Origin of the sequence: Pseudomonas sp. PS02290, from assembly GCF_029960075.1 — a bacterium.
Lineage (GTDB): Bacteria > Pseudomonadota > Gammaproteobacteria > Pseudomonadales > Pseudomonadaceae > Aquipseudomonas.
The window spans coordinates 1-19,923 of record NZ_JASCOY010000069.1; the positions used below are offsets into that span (position 1 = coordinate 1).

The 19,923-nt window shown below is 62.6% G+C and carries 21 protein-coding genes; 10 read left to right on the top strand and 11 right to left on the bottom strand.

All coding sequences use genetic code 11. The features are described 5' to 3' along the window. Positions 1–495: 495 nt before the first annotated feature. Complete coding sequence (locus QMX88_RS22275) at positions 496–963, top strand: hypothetical protein (protein WP_192174043.1); 468 nt, start codon at positions 496–498, stop codon at positions 961–963. 104 nt (positions 964–1,067) lie between these two features. On the opposite strand, the gene QMX88_RS22280 is transcribed toward QMX88_RS22275, so the two are convergent. From QMX88_RS22280 to QMX88_RS22305, 6 genes are read right to left on the bottom strand one after another with little or no spacing between them, the layout of a single operon-like run. Beyond that, positions 1,068–1,433: a Na+/H+ antiporter subunit G gene (locus QMX88_RS22280; protein WP_282372396.1), complete on the bottom strand. Its 366-nt coding sequence runs from the start codon at positions 1,431–1,433 to the stop codon at positions 1,068–1,070. Beyond that, positions 1,430–1,708 carry a K+/H+ antiporter subunit F gene (locus QMX88_RS22285; protein ID WP_192174041.1) on the bottom strand — a complete coding sequence of 93 codons (279 nt, stop codon included), beginning with the start codon at positions 1,706–1,708 and terminating at the stop codon, positions 1,430–1,432. Before QMX88_RS22285 ends, QMX88_RS22280 begins: the two co-directional genes overlap by 4 nt. Further along, positions 1,705–2,193 carry a Na+/H+ antiporter subunit E gene (locus QMX88_RS22290; protein WP_282372397.1) on the bottom strand — a complete coding sequence of 163 codons (489 nt, stop codon included), beginning with the start codon at positions 2,191–2,193 and terminating at the stop codon, positions 1,705–1,707. Before QMX88_RS22290 ends, QMX88_RS22285 begins: the two co-directional genes overlap by 4 nt. After that, a complete protein-coding gene (locus QMX88_RS22295; protein ID WP_282372399.1) occupies positions 2,190–3,869 on the bottom strand; it encodes a monovalent cation/H+ antiporter subunit D in 1,680 nt (559 codons plus the stop codon). Before QMX88_RS22295 ends, QMX88_RS22290 begins: the two co-directional genes overlap by 4 nt. Beyond that, positions 3,866–4,210 carry a Na+/H+ antiporter subunit C gene (locus tag QMX88_RS22300; RefSeq protein WP_065986226.1) on the bottom strand — a complete coding sequence of 115 codons (345 nt, stop codon included), beginning with the start codon at positions 4,208–4,210 and terminating at the stop codon, positions 3,866–3,868. Before QMX88_RS22300 ends, QMX88_RS22295 begins: the two co-directional genes overlap by 4 nt. Next, the gene (locus QMX88_RS22305; RefSeq protein ID WP_282372401.1) at positions 4,210–7,152 is read right to left on the bottom strand and encodes a monovalent cation/H+ antiporter subunit A; all 2,943 of its coding nucleotides are present in this window, start codon (positions 7,150–7,152) and stop codon (positions 4,210–4,212) included. Before QMX88_RS22305 ends, QMX88_RS22300 begins: the two co-directional genes overlap by 1 nt. A 230-nt stretch (positions 7,153–7,382) precedes the next feature. On the opposite strand from QMX88_RS22305, the gene tusA reads away from it, so the two are divergent. Beyond that, positions 7,383–7,637 (top strand): sulfurtransferase TusA, encoded by a 255-nt coding sequence (gene tusA, locus QMX88_RS22310; protein ID WP_282372422.1) that lies wholly within the window; start codon positions 7,383–7,385, stop codon positions 7,635–7,637. Positions 7,638–7,725: 88 nt separating this feature from the next. Continuing rightward, on the top strand, positions 7,726–8,874 hold the full coding sequence (pdxB, locus tag QMX88_RS22315) for a 4-phosphoerythronate dehydrogenase PdxB (RefSeq protein WP_282372402.1): 1,149 nt from the start codon (positions 7,726–7,728) through the stop codon (positions 8,872–8,874). Between the two features lie 54 nt (positions 8,875–8,928). Here the strand turns inward: pdxB and QMX88_RS22320 are convergent, their stop codons facing one another. Next, positions 8,929–9,102, bottom strand: a complete 174-nt coding sequence (locus tag QMX88_RS22320) for a PA1571 family protein (protein ID WP_282372403.1) — start codon at positions 9,100–9,102, stop codon at positions 8,929–8,931. A 172-nt stretch (positions 9,103–9,274) separates the two neighbouring features. Here QMX88_RS22320 and QMX88_RS22325 point away from each other — a divergent pair, with 172 nt between their 5' ends. After that, complete coding sequence (locus QMX88_RS22325) at positions 9,275–11,053, top strand: ABC transporter transmembrane domain-containing protein (protein ID WP_282372404.1); 1,779 nt, start codon at positions 9,275–9,277, stop codon at positions 11,051–11,053. A gap of 21 nt (positions 11,054–11,074) precedes the next feature. Here QMX88_RS22325 and ppnP read toward each other — a convergent pair whose 3' ends face one another. Both ppnP and QMX88_RS22335 read right to left on the bottom strand, forming a co-directional pair. Then, positions 11,075–11,362, bottom strand: a complete 288-nt coding sequence (gene ppnP / locus QMX88_RS22330; RefSeq protein WP_192174033.1) for a pyrimidine/purine nucleoside phosphorylase — start codon at positions 11,360–11,362, stop codon at positions 11,075–11,077. Between the two features lie 90 nt (positions 11,363–11,452). Then, the gene (locus QMX88_RS22335) at positions 11,453–11,995 is read right to left on the bottom strand and encodes an exonuclease domain-containing protein (protein WP_282372406.1); all 543 of its coding nucleotides are present in this window, start codon (positions 11,993–11,995) and stop codon (positions 11,453–11,455) included. A gap of 547 nt (positions 11,996–12,542) precedes the next feature. Here QMX88_RS22335 and QMX88_RS22340 point away from each other — a divergent pair. Further along, a complete protein-coding gene (locus QMX88_RS22340; RefSeq protein ID WP_282372407.1) occupies positions 12,543–13,373 on the top strand; it encodes a substrate-binding periplasmic protein in 831 nt (276 codons plus the stop codon). A gap of 122 nt (positions 13,374–13,495) precedes the next feature. Here the strand turns inward: QMX88_RS22340 and QMX88_RS22345 are convergent, their stop codons facing one another. Beyond that, complete coding sequence (locus tag QMX88_RS22345; RefSeq protein WP_065986232.1) at positions 13,496–13,663, bottom strand: DUF2897 family protein; 168 nt, start codon at positions 13,661–13,663, stop codon at positions 13,496–13,498. Positions 13,664–13,838: 175 nt separating this feature from the next. On the opposite strand from QMX88_RS22345, the gene pyrF reads away from it, so the two are divergent. After that, positions 13,839–14,537: an orotidine-5'-phosphate decarboxylase gene (gene pyrF / locus QMX88_RS22350; protein WP_282372423.1), complete on the top strand. Its 699-nt coding sequence runs from the start codon at positions 13,839–13,841 to the stop codon at positions 14,535–14,537. A gap of 240 nt (positions 14,538–14,777) precedes the next feature. On the opposite strand, the gene QMX88_RS22355 is transcribed toward pyrF, so the two are convergent. Next, entirely contained in the window at positions 14,778–15,917 is a 1,140-nt protein-coding gene (locus QMX88_RS22355) for a glycerophosphodiester phosphodiesterase (RefSeq protein ID WP_282372408.1), read from the bottom strand. 367 nt (positions 15,918–16,284) lie between these two features. Here QMX88_RS22355 and QMX88_RS22360 point away from each other — a divergent pair, with 367 nt between their 5' ends. The 4 genes from QMX88_RS22360 to QMX88_RS22375 all read left to right on the top strand — a co-directional run bounded on the left by QMX88_RS22360 (position 16,285) and on the right by QMX88_RS22375 (position 19,866). Continuing rightward, entirely contained in the window at positions 16,285–17,217 is a 933-nt protein-coding gene (locus QMX88_RS22360; RefSeq protein ID WP_282372409.1) for a 2-hydroxyacid dehydrogenase, read from the top strand. 60 nt (positions 17,218–17,277) lie between these two features. Beyond that, positions 17,278–18,042 (top strand): SDR family oxidoreductase, encoded by a 765-nt coding sequence (locus QMX88_RS22365; RefSeq protein ID WP_282372411.1) that lies wholly within the window; start codon positions 17,278–17,280, stop codon positions 18,040–18,042. 132 nt (positions 18,043–18,174) lie between these two features. Further along, positions 18,175–18,864: a fumarylacetoacetate hydrolase family protein gene (locus tag QMX88_RS22370; protein WP_282372412.1), complete on the top strand. Its 690-nt coding sequence runs from the start codon at positions 18,175–18,177 to the stop codon at positions 18,862–18,864. A 96-nt stretch (positions 18,865–18,960) separates the two neighbouring features. After that, positions 18,961–19,866, top strand: a complete 906-nt coding sequence (locus QMX88_RS22375) for a helix-turn-helix transcriptional regulator (protein ID WP_282372413.1) — start codon at positions 18,961–18,963, stop codon at positions 19,864–19,866. The last annotated feature ends 57 nt before the right edge of the window (positions 19,867–19,923 follow it).

Sequence of the window (19,923 nt, forward strand, 5' to 3'; positions counted from 1 at the left end):
GGACCGGCTTCAGCCGGGAAGGCGTCAGGCGTCACACCGAAGAATTGAGGGCGCCCAAACAGGCCTCTTCCCGGCTGAAGCCGGTCCTACGGACACCCTGCGTGCTTTTAGTGGGACCGGCTTCAGCCGGGAAAGCGTCAGGTATCAGACCGAAGAATTGAGGGCGCCCAAACAGGCCTCTTCCCGGCTGAAGCCGGTCCTACGGACACCCTGCGTGCTTTTAGTGGGACCGGCTTCAGCCGGGAAAGCGTCAGGTATCACACCGAAGAATTGAGGGCGCCCAAACAGGCCTCTTCCCGGCTAAAGCCAGTCCCACTGAACATCGTCTGACAAAAACCACTTCACACCGGACGAAAGGGATATATCCCGTATAGACTCACTGCCGGTAGAATCCATGCTAACGCCAGCGTCCGGCTTCAGGACGCACCATTTCTCGTTTCTTTCCCGCCCGGTCCGCTGTCCGGGCGGGTTCCTATCTGGTTGGGAGTTTGTACATTGGCAGTAGGTAATCTGGATACCCACGCATTATTCGTGCTCGGAGACGTGCGCGCGAAGTTGGTAAAGCTGTTCCAGGCGCGATTCGTTTATGTCATCGAACAATCCCCTGAAGGCATTTACATGTCGGAGATCGACACCGAAACCGCACTGGTGGTCGATGATAAGCCCGGGCTGGAACTCAAAGTGGGTGACCACTTCCGAGCCGCCGTATTGCCCAGCCGCGAAGGCGGCAAGTTCGAAATCCGCTTCCGCGACATCAAGATGACCATCTACGGTCTGGGCGAATACGCGTTTGTCGAAGTGCCTGAAGGCCACGGCATCGTTTTCAAAGAGTCCCACAGCATTTTCATGGTGTTCGCCGCCCACGAACAGATTCAAACCGGCCTGAGCAAAGTCCTCAAAGCCGCCACCGCCAAAGCCGCCAAATGGCGCAAGGGCGAGCTGACGTTCAAAGCCAGCGAGTAGAACAGCGCTTCAACACGCCTGCACACGGATCGCGCCCACATCCCCCACGCCCAAGCGATGGGTAGAGGGCCCGTCTGCGTCCGGAAACCCCCTTCAGCCCAGGCTCAATGCCCCTGCTGTCTGCCGTCGCTGACCTCGGGTGGCACGTCGTCGCCGGCCATGCGCTTGCGGAACAGCCCGGTGCGCGCCAGCAGCAAAGTGGTCACAGGAACGGTAATGGCCAGCAGGATCGGGATCAGCCACGCGTGCAACACGGGGCCGTTCTTCAGCGCCGAGAAGTAGATGATCGAGGCCAGCGCCACGCACCACGCGCCGAGGGTCGAGGCCAGTGCGGGCGGGTGCATGCGCTGGAAAAAGTCCTTCATGCGCAGTAGACCCAGCGCGCCGATCAGGCCGAACAGGCTGCTCAGCACCAGCAGCGCGGCGGTCAGGACTTCGACCCAGAACGGCAGAACCTGCAACGAATTCATTCGATCACCTCGCCGCGCAACAGAAATTTGGCCAGCGCGAATGAGCCGACGAAGCCGAACAGCGCGATCAGCAGCGCCGCTTCGAAGTAGGTATCACTGGCGTAGCGAATCCCCAGCACCAGCATCATCAGCATCGCCAGGATGTAGAGGTAGTCCAGCGCCAGTACCCGGTCTTGCGCCGACGGGCCTTTGAACAGGCGAATCAGGGTCAGGACCATGGCGATGGCGAACACCGACAGCGTAAAAAGGATCGCGTTTGTGAGCAGGGCGCTCATTGGAAAATCTCCATCAGTGGCCGTTCGTACGTGCTTTTGAAGTGCTCGATGAAGGCCGCTTCGTCGTCCAGATCGAACACATGCATCAGCAGCACGCTGCGATCCAGCGCCAGTTCGGACCAGACCGTGCCCGGCACCACCGTGCAGATCATCGCCAGCGCGGCGAGTCCATGGGCGTCGTGCAGGTCCAGCGGGACTTTGACGAACGCCGAGCGTGGCGGGCGGCGACCCGCGCGCAGCACGCCCCAGGCGACCGCCAGATTGGACACCACCACATCGCGACCCACCAGCAGGAACAAGCCCAGGGCGACGCCGGGTTTGCGGATCCGCGCCGGTGAGGGGCGCAACGGCGCGAAAATATACGGCGCGAAAAAGCCCAGCAGGGCACCCAGCAGCAGATTCCCCGGACTCAGCGACAAGTTGAGCAACAGCCACAACCCCCACAGCGACAGCGACAACAGCGGCGCTGGAAACAGACGCTTCATGGCTGCACCTCCGGCGTCGCCGAGGCCGGCCCCGGTACCGGCCTGGCTGCCTTGACCGACAGCACGTATTGCTGCGGATCATGCAGCGCCTGGGCGGTGTCCTGGGTGTAATGCAACAGCGCCTGGGCCTTGAACGTCAGTACGACCGCGCAGCCCACCAGCAAGGCAATCGGCAGGCATTCGTTGAGCCGCAGCAGGGGCGCCGCATGTTCCTGGGGCGTCCAGAAGCGCTTGATGCCGACACGCACGAAGGCAAACAGCGACGTCAGCCCGGAAATAATCAACAGCGCCACCAGCGTCCAGCTGTCAGCTCGAATGGCTTCGGCCTTCGCCACATCAAGGCCCAGGGGATTGAGCAGGGCGCTGATCAGCGTCAGCTTGCCAAGAAAGCCTGACAGCGGCGGCATGCCGATAATCAACAGCGCGCAGGCAATGAAGCTCAAGCCCAGAAACGCCATGGTCCAGGGGATGACATGGCCGACCACGGCTTTCTGCTCGTCATCCAGATTGGTCCCCGGCACCGGGTGCAACGACTCCAGCGCCTTGGGCAACTGGTCGGCGTCTTCGTCGAGGGCGATGTCATTGGCCGAGCGCGAGCGCTCGATCAACTCCGCCAGCAGAAACAACGCACTCAGCGCCAGGGTTGAGCTGACCAGATAGAACAATGCCCCCGCCGTGAGGCTAGGCTGCGCGAAACCGACCGCCGAGAGCAGAATCCCCGCCGACACCAGAATGCTCAGACTGGCCATGCGCTCCAGGCGCTGGGCGGCGACCACGGAAATCGCCGCCACGCTGACGGTGGCCATGCCGCCCCAGATCAGCCAGTCCCCGCCGAAGAACGCCGACGCACCGGCCTGACCGGAAAACAGCAGCGTCCACAACCGTAGCAGGGTGTAGAAGCCGACCTTGGTCATGATCGCGAACAGCGCCGCCACCGGTGCGCTGGCGGCAGAATAGGCCGGCACCAGCCAGAAATTCAGCGGCCACATGCCGGCCTTGGCCAGAAACGCGACTGCCAGAATGGCCGCGCCCGCGTGCAGCAAGCCCAGATCGCCCTCCGGCACCTGAGGGATTTTTATCGCCAGATCCGCCAGGTTCAGCGTGCCGGTCACGCCATAGATCAACGCCGCGCCGATCAGGAACAGCGACGAGGCCAGCAGGTTGATGGTGATGTAATGCAGGCCTGCCGACACCCGAGCCCGCCCCGAGCCGTGCAGCATCAGGCCGTAGGACGCCGCCAGCAAGACCTCGAAGAACACGAACAGGTTGAACAGGTCAGCGGTGAGAAACGCGCCATACAACCCCATCAGCTGAATCTGAAACAGCGCGTGAAAACTCGCCCCCGCGCGATCCCAGCGGGCCAGGGCGAAGAGCAGGGCGCAGAAGGCGACGATGCCGGTCAGCACCAGCATCAACGCCGACAGGTGATCGACCACCAGCACGATGCCGAATGGCGCCTCCCAGTTGCCCGGCAGGTAAACACCGATGGAGCCGGTGGTGCCGGTTTTCTGCACCCACATCATCAGCGTGATGCCGATGGCCAGGCCGAGCCCGGTGGAGAACAGGTTGATACGCGCTTTCAGCGGACGGTGTTTCTCGCCGAGCCACAGCATCAGCGCAGCGGTCAGCACCGGCAGCAGGATCGGTGCGACGATCAGTTGGTTCATCACACTCATTCACCCAGCTCCCGGCCGTCGACGTGGTCGTTGCCGGTCAGACCGCGCGACGCCAGCAGCACCACCAGAAACAGCGCGGTCATGGCGAAACTGATGACGATGGCCGTCAGCACCAGCGCCTGGGGCAGGGGATCGGTGTAATTGAGCAAATCCTGGGGCACGCCGTCCTTGATGATCGGCTCCTTGCCGATGAACAGGCTGCCCATGCTGAAGATGAACAGATTGACGCCGTAGGACAGCAGGCACAGGCCCATGACGACCTGAAAGGTCCGTGGACGCAGGATCAGCCACACGCCGGAGGCGGCGAGCACGCCGATGGCAATGGCAATGACTTCTTCCATCAGATGGCTCCTTGTGAAATCGGGCTGTCGGTCGGGACCGGTTCAATGGGCTGCGGCAGCGAGGTCGGGCGATGGCTGCGCACCGACTGGTGAGCCAGCGCCGTGAGGATCAGCAGGGTCGAGCCGACCACCACCGCGTACACGCCGATGTCGAAAAACAGCGCGCTGGCGATGTGCAGATCGCCCAGTATCGGCAGGACCACGTGTGCGGTGTGGGTGGTCATGAACGGATAACCCAGGGCCATCGAACCCAGCCCTGTGGCCAGCGCGAAGAACAGCCCGGTGCCCATCCAGCGCAACGGCCGCAGGCTCATGTTGGCCTCGACCCACTGGGTGCCGGCGACCATGTATTGCAGGATGAACGCCACCGACATCACCAGCCCGGCGACGAAACCGCCACCCGGCTGGTTATGCCCGCGCATGAACAGGTACATCGACACCACGAAGGCCACCGGCAAGAGCAGGCGCACCAGCACCGCCGGCACCATCATGAAGCCCAGTGCCGTGTCGGCGGCATGACGCGGATTGACCAGATCGGTGACCACGTCACGGGCCAGCAAACGCTGTTGGGCCGGCAGGGCGATGCTTTCTTTCGGCGGGCGGAAGCGACGCAGCAGCGCAAAGACCGTCAGCGCCACCACGGCCAGCACGGTGATTTCGCCAAAGGTGTCGAAGCCACGGAAGTCCACGAGCATGACGTTGACGGCATTGGTGCCGCCGCCCTGGGCCAAGGCGCGGCTCAGGTAAAACTCGGAAATGGCGTTCGGCGTCGGCCGCGTCAGCATGGCGTAGGACAACACCGCCATGCCGCCACCCACCGCCACGGCGAGGACGAAATCGCGGATCCGCCGCACCTTGGCCCGGCGTCGCGCTTGGGAAGGTGGCGGCACGTTTTCGTTGCGTCGCGGCAGCCAGCGCAGGCCCAGTAGGATCAACACCGTGGTGACGACTTCCACCGCCAGTTGGGTCAGTGCCAGGTCCGGCGCGGAAAACCAGACGAAGGTCACGCAGGTCATCAATCCGCAGACGCTGACCATGGTCACGGCCGCCAGACGATGATATTTGGCTTGCCACGCAGCGCCGATGGCGCAGGCAATCGCAATCAGCCAGAGCATCACAAACACCCCGGAACCCGGAATCTTCGGTCGATCGCCCCAGCTCAGCCCGCTCTCGTACATCGGCACAAAGCCGGCGACCAGCGCGGCCAGAACCATCAGGAACAGCTGCGCCTGCAAACGGCGTGTGGTCAGCAGCCTCATCAGTCGGCGGGCGCCGCGCATCTTCCACACCAGCACGCGCTCGAACATGCGCTTGCCGTTCAGACGCCCCATCAGCGGCGGCCCGTTGACTTGCTTGCGCTTGATCGGCCCGCGCAGCAGCAGGTACAGAACGATACCGCCGGCCATGGCGATCAGGCTCATGATCATCGGCGCGTTCAGCCCGTGCCAGATCGCCAGGCTGTATTCGGGCAGTTCCCCCCCGACCACTGGCTGTGCTGCGGCGGCCAGCAACGGGCCGACGGAGTGCGTGGGAAAAATGCCGACGATCAGGCAGGCCAGCACCAGCAACTCCACCGGCAAGCGCATCCACCGCGGCGGCTCGTGGGGCGTGTGGGGCAGGCGCGTGGCTTTCGGGCCGAAGAACACATCGACGGTGAAGCGCAGGGAATAGGCCACGCTGAAGATCCCGGCGATCGTGGCGATCACCGGCAGGGCGATCTCGACCCAGTCGGTCGAGGTGATGAACACCGTTTCCGCGAAGAACATTTCCTTGGACAAGAAGCCGTTCAGCAGCGGCACCCCGGCCATTGACGCGCTGGCGACCATCGCCAGCGTCGCGGTGTAGGGCATCAGCTTGATCAGCCCGCTGAGCTTGCGGATGTCGCGGGTGCCGCTTTCGTGGTCGATGATCCCCGCCGCCATGAACAGCGACGCCTTGAACGTGGCGTGGTTGAGGATGTGAAACACCGCTGCAACGGCGGCCAGTGGGCTGTTCAGGCCCAGCAGCAGGGTGATCAGCCCCAAGTGACTGATAGTGGAGTAGGCCAGCAGGCCCTTGAGGTCGTTTTGAAACATAGCCGAATAGGCGCCGATCACCAGCGTGGCGGCCCCTGCGCCGCTGACGATCCAGAACCACTGTTCGCTGCCCGATAGCGACGGCCACAGGCGTGCGAGCAGGAACACACCGGCCTTGACCATGGTCGCCGAGTGCAGATACGCCGACACCGGCGTCGGTGCCGCCATGGCGTGGGGCAGCCAGAAATGGAAAGGGAATTGCGCGCTCTTGCTCAGCGCGCCGATCAGAATCAGCGTCAGCAGCACGGGGTACAGCACGTGGGCGCGAATCGCATCGCCCGAGGCCAGCACGCGATCCAGGTCATAACTGCCGACGACGTGCCCGAGCAGCATCATCCCCACCAGCAGCGCGAGGCCGCCGGCGCCGGTGACCATCAGCGCCATGTAAGCGCCGCGCCGGGCGTCGGCGCGGTGGTGCCAGTAGCCGATCAGCAGGAACGAGAAGACGCTGGTCAGCTCCCAGAAGAACACGATCTGAATGAGGTTGCCGGACATGACCAGCCCGAGCATGGCGCCCATGAACGCCAGAAAGAATGAGAAAAAACGCGGCACCGGGTCGTCCGGCGACATGTAATAACGCGCATACAGCGACACCAGGGCGCCGATCCCCAGCACCAGCATCGAGAACAACCAGGCAAAGCCGTCCAGACGCAGGACGAAATTCAGGCCCAGACTGGGCAGCCAGAAAAACTCTTCTCTGATGACCCCGCCGTGGGCGATTTGCGGATACCACAATGCCACCTGCACCGCGCCGATCAAGGCGATCAGGCCGGCGAGGATGGATTCACTGTTGCGTGCATTGTGCGGCAAAAGCGCCGCCAGACAGCTGCCGACGAAGGGCAGAAGCAGTAGAACTATCAGGGACATAGGCTTCTAATCTGCGGAGAAATGTCAAGGATCATACGTGCAGGGTCTGGGATGACCAAACGCCAAGATGTCGCAGAATCCTACAAAGTTTGTAGGCAGCAGCGTAGTCCATGGCTATTGACAGACAGGATTGCACCGCACATCCGACGCCTGATTTGGCGTGCCTCATCAATTAAGCGACAATGCCGGCCTGTTTCCGGAGCGCCCTCATGTCTGATTCCATTGCCCCCATGTCTGATTCCATTGAAAGCCCCGCCGTCGATGCCGTGCTCGACGCCACCGGCCTCAATTGTCCCGAGCCGGTCATGATGCTGCACCAGAAGGTACGTGACCTGCCCCCTGGCGGCCTGCTCAAGGTGATCGCCACCGATCCGTCCACCCAGCGTGATATCCCCAAATTCTGTGTCTTCCTCGGCCATGAACTGGTGGACAAACAGGCGGGCGACGGCGAGTTCCTCTACTGGATCCGCAAGAAGCTCGACTGATTGGCTGCGTACCGGCTGACGCTTTTCGCATCGCGCTGGCTCGGCAGGGCGCTGGCGCCTACACTGCGGCCACTCCAGGAGCCCTGACATGCGCATAGTTGCCGACGAAAACATTCCCCTGCTCGACGCCTTCTTCGCAGGCATCGGTGACATCCAGCGTTATCCGGGCCGCACGCTCGACCGCGCTGCCGTCGCCGACGCCGATATTTTGCTGGTGCGCTCGGTGACCCGCGTTGACCGCGCCTTGCTCGAAGGCACGCCGGTGCGCTTTGTTGGCACCTGCACCATCGGAACCGATCACCTCGACCTCGATTACTTCAAGGAAGCCGGCATTCAATGGTCCAGCGCCCCTGGCTGCAACGCCCGTGGCGTGGTGGACTACGTGCTGGGCAGCCTGCTCACTCTGGCGGAAATCGAGGGCGTCGAGCTTGCCAGCCGCACCTACGGCGTGGTCGGGGCGGGGCAGGTCGGCGGCCGCTTGATCAAGGTTTTGCGCGGCCTGGGCTGGAATGTTCTGGTCTGCGACCCGCCGCGTCAGGCCAGCGAAGGCGGCGATTACGTCAGCCTCGACGAAATCATCGCCCGCTGCGATGTGATCAGCCTGCACACACCGCTGGATAAAACCGGCGATACACCCACCTGGCACCTGTTCGACCGCGCCCGGCTGCAGCAGCTCAAGCCGGGCGCCTGGCTGATCAACGCAGCGCGCGGACCGGTGGTCGATAACGTCGCCCTGCGCCAGGTGCTGCTGGAACGTGAAGACCTCCAAGCGGTGCTGGACGTCTGGGAGAAAGAACCGGCGGTCGACGTCGAACTGGCCGAGCTGTGCGTCATCGGCACCCCGCACATCGCTGGCTACAGCCTCGACGGCCGGCAGCGCGGCACAGCGCAGATCTATCACGCCCTGTGTGCACACCTTGACCAGCCGGCGAGCATCCGTCTTGAAGACCTGCTGCCCAAGCCCTGGCTGGCGCAAGTCACGCTGGACGCTGCCACCGATCCGGTCTGGGCACTGAACGCGCTGTGTCGCGGCGTTTACGATCCTCGCCGCGACGACGCGGATTTCCGCCGCAGTCTGGTGGGCGATGCCAGTAGCCAACGCCTTGCCTTCGACGCCTTGCGCAAGCATTACCCGCCCCGCCGGGAAATCGACAGCCTGCAGGTGCGCATCAACGGTGAATCAGCGGCCTTGCGTCAGATCGTCGAGGCCTTGGGTGCGACGGTTGTGGGTGACTGATCGGCGCCCATAAAAAACCCGGCGCCATGGCCGGGTTGGAGTCAAATCTGCACATCAGTCTTGTTTTTCGGGCTGTACCCAGTACTTCTCGCATTCCTGACAGGCCGCCTGAACCATTTCTTCAGTGATCAGGATTTCCTGGCCGTTTCTGTCGAGAATCGCGCCGCCCAGTTGCAGCTCGGGTTGAGGGCGGAACACGGGTTCTTGATTGCTGCTTTGCAAGCTCATGGCCTGTCTCCTCATCAGGTAAGTGCGCATCGATGGTAATCACGCCGGCATGACCGCGCCGTGACAGCATTCCTTGACTGACGACGGCCGACGGAGTTCAGCGAAAGCTGACGAGCGTGCGCGGGGAGGGAGGTGTAGGCTCTGCGGCTGATTCGTCTTCCGGGTGTCCTCCATGGCTTCAGTCTTTTCCGGCCGTCAGCGGCATGCCATTCGTCTTGCCCTGCGCATGATCGCGCCGTACCGCAAGCAAGCCATCGGTGCGTTGCTCGCGCTGGTGGTCACCGCCGCCATCACCCTGTCGATGGGGCAGGGCATCCGGCTGATGGTCGATCAGGGTTTCATGACCCGTTCGCCGACGCTGCTCAACGAAACCATTGGCCTGTTCATGGGGCTGGTGGTCGCCCTCGCGATCGGCACCTTCGCCCGCTTCTATCTGGTCTCCTGGATCGGCGAACGGGTGGTCGCCGATCTGCGCAAGCAGGTGTTCGACCATTTGGTCAGCCTGCACCCCGGTTTCTACGAGAACAACCGCAGCTCGGAAATCCAGTCGCGCCTGACCGCCGACACCACGCTGCTGCAATCGGTGATCGGCTCGTCGCTGTCGATGTTCCTGCGCAATGCGCTGATGGTCATCGGCGGGATCATCCTGCTGTTCTTCACCAACCCCAAGCTCACCAGCATTGTGGTCGTGGCGTTGCCCCTGGTGATCGCGCCGATCCTCATTTTCGGGCGCCGTGTGCGCAGTCTGTCCCGGGAGAGTCAGGACCGCGTGGCGGATGTCGGCAGCTACGTGTCCGAGGCCCTGGGGCAGATCAAAACCGTTCAGGCCTACAACCATCAGGAGCAGGATCGGCAGCGTTTCGCGCAGACCGCCGAAGGCGCCTTCGAGACGGCACGCAAGCGGATTCTGCAGCGCTCATGGCTGATCACCCTGGTGATCGTGCTGGTGCTGGGCGCGGTCGGCGTGATGCTCTGGGTCGGCGGCATGGACGTGATCGCCGGCCGCATCTCCGGCGGCGAGCTGGCGGCGTTCGTGTTCTACAGCCTGATCGTCGGCAGCGCATTCGGCACCCTCAGCGAGGTCATCGGTGAGATGCAACGGGCAGCGGGCGCGGCAGAGCGCATCACCGAATTACTGCAGGCGCGCAGCGAAATCACTGCGCCTGCCAGTGATCAGCTCACGCTGCCCGCACGCATCAGCGGTCGCCTGGCGCTGGACAACCTGAGTTTCGCCTACCCCTCACGCCCGGAGCGCAATGCGTTGGACGGCTTGAGCCTGACCGTCGAAGCGGGTGAAACCCTGGCGCTGGTCGGGCCTTCCGGTGCGGGCAAGTCGACGCTGTTTGACCTGCTGCTGCGTTTTTACGACCCGCAGCTGGGACGCGTGCTGATCGAAGGCATCCCCGCCGAACGCCTGGACCCGCTGGACTTGCGCCGCTGCTTCGCCTGGGTGTCGCAAACCCCTGCGCTGTTTTTCGGCTCGGTGGAGGACAACATTCGCTACGGCAACCCGGCGGCCAGCGTCGAGCAAGTGGAGGCGGCGGCGCGGATTGCCCATGCCCATGAATTCATTCAGCTGCTGCCCCAAGGCTATCAAACCCACTTGGGCGACGGCGGCATGGGCTTGTCGGGCGGGCAGCGTCAGCGGCTGGCCATCGCGCGAGCTTTGCTGGCCGATGCGCCGATTCTGTTGCTCGACGAAGCCACCAGCGCACTGGATGCCCAGAGTGAGTATCTGATTCAGCAGGCATTGCCGACGTTGATGAAGGGTCGCACGACCCTGGTGATCGCCCACCGACTGGCGACGGTGCAGAACGCAGACCGGATTGCGGTCATGGATCAGGGGAGATTGGTCGCGGTAGGAACCCACCGCGAGCTGATCGCCAGCAACCCGCTGTACGCGCGGCTGGCGGCCTTGCAATTCAATGCCGGGGTGGAGCAGGTCGGCTGAGTGCCGACCTGAATGTGCGCATCAGTCTTTGCGGTATTCGCAGAGGTAGGCGGTTTCTTCGGTCGCTTCAACATCGAATTTGACGTTGGCCGGGATTTTAAAACTCTCACCGGCGTTGAAGGTTTCCCAGTCATTGGCGCCCGGTAGCAGCACTTTCAGGGAGCCCGAGATCACATGCATGATTTCGCGGTCGCTGGTGCCGAAGTTGTATTTTCCGGAAGCCATGACGCCGATGGTCGCGTCGCCTGCTGCTTGCTTGAAGGCGATGGATTTGACGGTACCGTCGAAATACTCGTTGACCTTGAACATGGCTGATCTCCTTGGGAAGGGCTGGAAAAGGCCGGACAGTATGCCGAACGTACAAAAGGCCGTCATCCGCTTTGAGAGATGCGTCACGCTTCAGCCGGGAATCACCAGCGGTAACAAACGTGCGGTATTGCGCGCGTCCGACAGTGCCCGGTGTTGCTGGCCGTTAAAATGCATTCCCGCCAGTTGCAGCGCAGTGTTCAGGCCGCAGGGTTTTTGCAGGTGACGGGCTTTGGCGAAGCGTTGTTTCAGGTTGATGTGGGGCAGGGTAGCGAGTTCGCTGGTGAGCTGGTGCTGGCGCCAGTCCTGTTGCAGCTGCTGCCGATCGTAATCGCCCCAACTGGACCAGGCGACCAGTCGCTCGCGGTGTTGAGCAATCCAGCGTTCAAACTGTGGCCATACCGCCGGCAGCGTCAAGGCACTGTCGATAAAGCTCTGCTGGATGTGCGTCAGCTCCCGGCAGAAGGGCGTGAGCAACGGTCGGCGCACGGGCCGCACGAAGCGTTCGAAATGGTCGATTTCACGCCCGTCCTGATTGACCAGCGACGCACCGATTTCAATGATTTCCATTTCCGCCACCGGCCATCCGCCCTCTTCAGTGGTGGCCTCCAGGTCTATCACCAGCCAATAGGGCATCTCGAACTCCTGTTTCATAACCTGCGGCAGCGCCATGGAGCGTAGCCACATCACGGCCGTCACGTCCAATTGCCCGGCGCTGATGATCCATGATTGGGACTCGCGGCAGGCGGGAAGGTTTGCAGGGCCCTCTTCTTTTGTAGCGCCTGACTGGCAAATGGCCGGGACGGCCCTTGCCTGGCTGACGCGCCTCGGCATAAATTGCATGCGGATCCGCTCCTCATATAAAGCGCAGCGCGGTCGATAACGCAAAGGACAAGGACAGCTTCAGCGCTTTAGGGTGGGACCGGCTTTAGCCGGGAAAACGTCGGGCGACACCCCACAAAGCGGGTGGCACTCAGTCGGGGTTCTTCCCGGCTAAAGCCGGTCCTGCAAAGACATCGCGCGCACTCAGCCGGGATGTGGGCCAAAAGGGAAAGGGGGCAGCAAGGCGCAAGGAGGGCGAGAGTTGGAACGACAGAGGCGATTTAGCTTCCGTTTGACCGTTGTCTAATTGATCGCGAACGCATAGCTTACGTACTCCGTTTCGCCTGAGGTCCTTGTCTTGATGTCCACGCCGATGCGGATGGCTTTTAAAACCCTGCTGTTCACGACCACAACGCTGTGGGCCTGGCAGGCCGGTGCGACCCAGATCGTGCGAATTGGCGCGGCGCATTTCCCGCCGTACACGATCCGCCCCGAGCGCGGTGAAGACACCGGGCTTTTGCCGCAGATGATCAGCGCACTGAACGCGATGCAGAACGACTACCGCTTTGAAGCGGTGCCCACGTCCATCCCGCGCCGGTTTCGCGATTTCCAGCAGGCGCGCTTTGACATGGCCATTTTCGAAAACCCCGACTGGGGCTGGAAAGGCATTCCCCACGAAGATGTCGACATGGGGCTGGAAGACGCCGAGGTTTTCGTGGCGCACCGCTTGCAGGGCAGGACCCAGACGTATTTCGAGGAGTTGCACGGCAAGCGCCTTGCGCTGTTCAGCGGTTATCACTACGCGTTCGCGGGTTTCGACGCCGACCCGAAATTTCTTGCCGACAATTACAACGCCACGCTGACCTATTCCCACGACAGCAACCTGCTGATGGTGCTGCGTGACCGCGCGGACATTGCACTGGTAACGCGCTCCTACCTGAGCACGTTCATGTCGAACAACCCGCAGGACGCCGATCAGTTTCTGGTGTCGGACCGCGTGGATCAGGTGTATCGGCACTACGCGTTGTTGCGCCCGGACGCACCCATCAGCGGCGAACGCTTCCGCGAACTGCTGAAGAAACTCCGAGAGAACGGGGAGATGTTCAAGATCTTTCAGCCGTTTCGTATCGCCGTGACGCCGCAGGCCACTCATCACGCGGTGGCCCAGGGCGAAGGTGCGAAGAGCGACTGACGAAGGCACCTATTACCTGCCGGGAACGCGCAGCGGGTGATGGTGATAAGGCTGAGGCGATGGGGGAGCGCTGAAAACGCGCTCCCACAGCGTGCTTCAGCGGCATCGGTGGGCAGGGTGGTTCAGCGGTCTCGCGCTTCTTTTGCGTCCATCTCGGCATTGCGCTCGTGAACGCGCTTGAGCTGTTCATCGGTCAGGGGCAGTTTCTTCGCTGAATCCTTGAGCATCAGCAGACCGCCGACGATCGAGCCGATTGCAACGACCAGAATTAACCAGGCATACCAGGGCATAACGCTCTCCTTCTTGTGATAAGGCTTGGAGCAGCGGCGCTGTCCAGTGGTTCAATTGTAGGAGATGCACGACGCCTGGCGCGGGTCGGGCAGGCATTTACCGATTGCCGGGTCCCGCCCTGCGGGATGTTCGGCTACAATGCGCGCCGATTTCGACTTGCCAGAGAACCCGCTCATGTCCGCCTGCCAGACCCCCATCATCGTCGCCCTGGATTTCCCGACCCGCGAAGCCGCGTTGAATCTGGCTGATCAGCTGGACCCTAAGCTGTGCCGGGTCAAAGTGGGCAAGGAGCTGTTCACCAGCTGCGCATCGGACATCGTCGAAACCCTCAACGCCAAGGGCTTCGAAGTGTTTCTGGACCTCAAATTTCATGACATTCCCAACACCACGGCGATGGCGGTGAAGGCCGCCGCTGAAATGGGCGTGTGGATGGTCAATGTGCACTGCTCCGGCGGCCTGCGCATGATGGCGGCTTGCCGTGACGTGCTGGATCAGCGCACCGGCCCCAAGCCGCTGTTGATCGGCGTGACCGTGCTGACCAGCATGGAACGCGAGGATCTGGCCGGGATCGGTCTGGACATCGAGCCCCAGGAGCAAGTGCTGCGGTTGGCGGCGCTGGCTGAGAAAGCCGGGATGGACGGTCTGGTGTGTTCCGCGCTGGAAGCCCAGGCGCTGAAAGCGGCGCACCCGTCACTGCAACTGGTGACCCCGGGCATTCGTCCGGCCGGCAGCGCGGTGGACGATCAGCGTCGCATTCTGACGCCGCGTCAGGCGCTGGATGCGGGTTCTGATTACTTGGTCATCGGCCGCCCGATCAGCCAGGCGGCCGATCCGGCGAAAGCGTTGGCGGCGGTGGTTGCAGAGCTGGCGTAAGAACGTCGAGCCTTGTGGGAGCGAGCTTGCTCGCGAAGGCGGTATTTCGGCCGCTGAATAGTTAGCGCCTGTACCGGACTCTTCGCGAGCAAGCTCACTCCCACAGTTTTGATCGGCGTGAATATCGGCAACAGCGTCAAGTCTTATGAGAGCACCATCGCGCAGACGCCGCGCGGCCGGGAATTGAAGACGGTCACTCCCACAGCCGCGCGCTTTACACATCACGCTGCGGTCTCTGGCTCAAAAACCGCTGCGTTTCAGGATTGAGTCCATGCTTTCCTTTGATGGCCGACCGTAGAACTTCAGCAGTTCTGAAGCCCGGTTGGTGAAGAACCCGTCCACGCCTTGTTCGCTGATCGCCTTGAAATCCACGGCGTCATCCACGGTGTACGGGTGAACGATCATCCCGCGATCATGGGCCATCTTGTTCATCCACGGCTGCACCAGATCACTGTAGCTCTGGTCCCCGCCGTTCTTCAGCGCTGCCGACGGCCCGGTCCCCACCGCGCCGTGGGCTTTGGCCCAGTCCATCCAGGCGGCAAATTCCTCTTTCGATTTCACCTGCTGGCTGGCGTAGAAGCTGGCCTTGTCCTTGGCCCCTGAGTCCTTGAAGGTCTTGCCCGACGCCGTTTCGATGGAGCCATCACCCAGCCACAGCAGCAGGACTTTCGGCGTGTCGGGCATGCTCTTCTGCAGCAATTCCAGGCTCGGTTTTTCAAACGTCTGCAGCACCACGCGGCCCGGCATGTGGGCGACGTTGACATAGCCTTTCTCGGCGGCAGGACGCTGGCTCAGCCAACCACGCTGATCGAGCTTCTTCTTCAAATCCTCTTCAATGCCCGGAAACTGCGCCGGCACCTTGGTTTCGATGTACAGACCGGGCTTGTTCTTGCCGCCTTCGGCGATGTCGATGACCTCGTCCAGCGTCAGAATCTTCAGCCCGACGTAGGTGGCGCGGGCGCGATCGGGGTAGGCCTTGTTGAACCACGAGCCTGCGTCCAGGCGCTTGATTTCTTCCAGCGTGAAGGTGTTCAGCGGGTCCTTGGCCCGTTGCGGGTAGACCTCGGCGATATTGGTGGTGCGCTCCAGCGTGTTGTCATGCAGCGCGATGAGCACGCCATCCCTGGTGCGCTGGATGTCCATCTCCAGGTAGTCCGCGCCCAGCTCGCGGGCCAGCGTGTAGGACGGGACCGTCTCCTCGGGCGCATTGAACGATGCACCGCGATGGGCAATGACCGCCGGCCATGGCACGCCGATCTTCGCCGCCAGCGCCCGACCCGGTTCTTTGCCGGTGTCAGTGGCCGCCAGGGCCACGGCGGATGACAACAACACACCGGCGATCGCGGCGCCGCTCAACGTTCTGGATAATCCTTTCAACATGGTTCTGACGTTCCTTTTTGTGCAAGTCCGTTCATGGCGCAGCCGTTGCCGCACCGCGTGGCACATCGTTTTGTTGTGAAAAATCAGGTGCTGCAGGGCTCAAACCTTAAACAGCAACGGGCATGGCGGGCAACGGGGGTTGTCGTTTTGGGGGGAATGGCTGTCGGTTTGATGGAAACAGTTGAGGCCACAGCTGGTCCGTTGATCCGGTATTGGGTGCCTTAAAGTGTCGGCGTTCCGTGTGACGTTAATGGGTCTGCCGGGCTAATGCGCAGCGTCATAACTATGGATTTCCATGTTCGCCCCTGCCCAACCGCTCTCACTCGCGCTACTGTCAGCACCACGAATTTCGCTTGGCGGAGGGATGATGAAAACGGTGTTGGTGCTGGTTGAAAGCGTGAACATGTATTTACCGATTCTGGAAAGCAGCGGCTTTCGCCTGATTCTGGCGCCGACGCCGGCGATGCGCGCCGAGGCGGTGGCGAATGGCGGTGAGGAGATTGATGCGGTGCTGACCCGTGGCCCGTTGGGGTTCACTGCCGAGGAAATGGCGGCGCTGCCGAACCTTGGGATCATCTGTGTGATTGGCGCGGGCTACGAGCGTGTCGACCTCGAAGCCGCCGAGGCGCGGGGCATCGTGGTGACCAATGGAGCAGGGGTGAATGCCCCGACGGTGGCGGACCATGCGATGGCCTTGCTGCTGGCGGCGGTTCGCGACATTCCCCAGGCCGACGCGTCGGTGCGCCGCAGCGAATGGCGCAAGGTCACACGGCCCTCGTTCGCCGGCAAACGCCTGGGCATTCTCGGCCTTGGTTCGGTCGGGATGGCCATCGCCAAACGCGCGCTTGGGTTTGACATGGTCATCCACTATCACAGCCGCTCACCCCGGGCGGGCGTGGATTTCAACTATTGCGCGACCCCGCTGGCGCTGGCCGAAGCGTCGGACGTTCTGGTGGTCGCGACGCCGGGCGGCGGGTCGACGCGGCACCTGATCGACAAGGCGGCCATCGATGCGTTGGGCGCGGACGGCTTCCTCGTCAACATCGCCCGGGCCAGTGTCGTCGACACCGATGCGCTGATCGACGCGCTTCAGCACGGCCGCCTGGCCGGGGCGGCGCTGGACGTATTCGATGACGAGCCCCACGTCCCCGATGCCCTGAAAGCCTTGAACAACGTGGTCCTTACGGCGCATCTGGCAGGATTGTCGCCGGAAGCATCCCGCGACACGGTGCAAATGGTCGCCGACAACCTGCTGGCGTTCTACGCGGGCAAGCCGGTGCTGACGCCTGTTCACAGCTGATACGCGGTGGGTGCGGCGATATCGACCGCAGAACGCTCTCTGACAAAAAAGGAATCGCCCATGTCTTCATCTTCTGTATTGAAAGTCGCTCTGGTCACAGGCGCCGGCAGCGGTATTGGCCGCGCCGTGGCGCTGCAACTGCTGGCTGACGGCTTTGCCGTGGTGCTGGCCGGACGTCGGCCCGAGCCGTTGCAGGCGCTGGTCGATCAGGCCGAGGCTGCCGGGCAGCAGGCGCTGGCGGTGCCGACGGATGTGCGCGATCCGGCCAGCGTCGAAGCGTTGTTCGCGACCATTGAACGCACATTCGGTCGACTGGACGTTTCGTTCAATAACGCTGGCATCGGCGCACCGGCGGTGCCAATGGATGAGCTGTCGGTGGAGCAGTGGAAGAACGTCATCGACACCAACGTCACCGGGATGTTTTTGTGCGTGCGCGCCGCCTTCGGCCTGATGCGACGCCAGGTGCCTCAGGGCGGACGAATCATCAACAACGGCTCGATTTCGGCGCACACGCCACGGCTGTTCAGCTCGCCCTATACGTCCAGCAAACACGCCGTGCTGGGCCTGACCAAAAGCACCGCGCTGGACGGTCGCCAGTTCAATATTGCCTGCGGTCAGATCGACATCGGCAATGCCCTCACCGAAATGACCGGTCGCATGACCAAAGGCGTTTTGCAGCCCAACGGTGAGCTGCAGGTCGAGCCAACCATGAACGTGCAGCACGTCGCCGAAGCGGTGAGTTACATGGCCGGGCTGCCGTTGTCGGCCAACGTGCTGAACATGACCGTCATGGCCAGTGGTATGCCGTTTGTGGGGCGTGGCTGATCTGTCGGCTCGGCTCGTTGCGTTGAGCTGCGTTGTTTTGTCCAAAACCAAATGGGATCTGTCCAACCCGGCTGAGCGATCAACCGCCACACTCAACCCCATGCCGAGCCACCTTTAATCAAGGACACTGCCATGACCGAGTTCGTTATCGCCCCCGTTGCCACACCCTCCCTGGCGGTCGCCGGGACGTCCAACCGTTTTCCGATTCGTCGGGTGTTCTGCGTCGGCCGCAATTACTCCGATCACGCCCGGGAAATGGGCCACGACCCCGACCGCGAGCCGCCTTTCTTCTTCATGAAGCCCGCTGACGCCGTGGTGCCCGCTGAAGGCCAGATTGCCTACCCGCCGCTCACCGAGGACCTGCATCACGAGATCGAACTGGTCGTGGCGATCGGCAAGGACGGCGTGAATATCGACCCGCAGGACGCCTTGACCCATGTCTGGGGCTACGGCGTCGGCCTGGACCTCACACGCCGCGACTTGCAGGCCCAGGCCAAGAAAATGGGCCGGCCATGGGAGTGGGCCAAAGCCTTCGACGCCTCCGCGCCCGCCACGCCGCTGCGCCCGGTCAGCGAGATCGGCCATCCGGAAGCCGGCGCGATCTGGCTGGACGTCAATGGCGAGCGCCGTCAGCGTGGCGATCTGTCTGATCAGATCTGGGCGGTCAGGGACGTGATCGCCTACCTGTCGCAATCGGTCGGCCTCAAAGCGGGCGACCTGATCTACACCGGCACGCCGGCCGGGGTAGGCGCTTTGCAGCGCGGTGATGTGGTCACCGCCGGGATCGAAGGCATTGCCGAGCTGAATGTGACAATCGGCTGATCCCACGTTACGCCCGCCTGAGAATCCTTTGGTTCGGCTGCCGCCGTTGCCCTACCATGGGGGCAGTCCGAACCCGCGATTTCAGGTGTTTCAGCGATGTCCCATCCCTCCCGCATCCAGACCTATGGCATGCAGCAGCGCAGCGACCGCATGGATTTCTACATCCGTGACAAGTCCGCCCGACCCGCGCTGACGGCGCCTCACCGCCATGACTATTTCCAGATCCAGATCAACCTCGGCGGCGACACCGTGCAGCACATCGGCGGCGCGGTCAGGCCGTTTCCGCGCAACACCCTGGCGTTCATCCTGCCCCATCGCCTGCATGTGATTCCGCACCCGGAAGACGGCAATTTTGTCGTCATCAACTTTTCTCAGGACTTTCTCCTGCAGCATCTGCAGTGCGATCCGATGGACCTTGAAGACGTGCCCGTCGCCGAGGCGCCTGAGCTGGCGCCGTTCCGGTTTCAGGAACATCTGGATTTCACCCTCGATGACGCTGACTTCGCCGAGGTGACCGCGCTGCTGGTGCAGATGCGCGACATGGACCGCGGCAGGCAGTTGGGCTCCAGCGCCATTCTGCGGGGCTGCCTGTTGCAGCTGATCGGCACAGTGTGCAATCGCTACGAAGCGCAGTTGCTGGCGCTGTCGGCGAACAAGGCCGAGCGGCGGGGACGGCGCGATGCGATGAGTCGGGTGATCGACTACATTCGCACGCACATCGCCGATCCGGCCATGACCCTCACCGATGCCGCGGCGGCGGCCTTTCTGTCGCCCAATTACCTGACCCACCTGCTGCGCAAGGAAACCGGCAACAGCTTTTCCGAACTGGTCCTGGAGCGGCGCATGCGGCTGGCGCGCACGCATTTGATGAACAGCAGCAAATCCTTGAGCCACATCGCTGAGATCTGCGGGTTTACCGACGAAGCGTATTTTTCACGGCGCTTTCGTAAAGCCCACGGCATGCCGCCGGGCCAGTTTCGCCGGGAGCGGCGGGGTGGTTGAGCGGGTTGGTTCCGCCCCACATCTATCTTCAGCGAACGCGGCCCTTGTGGGAGTGAG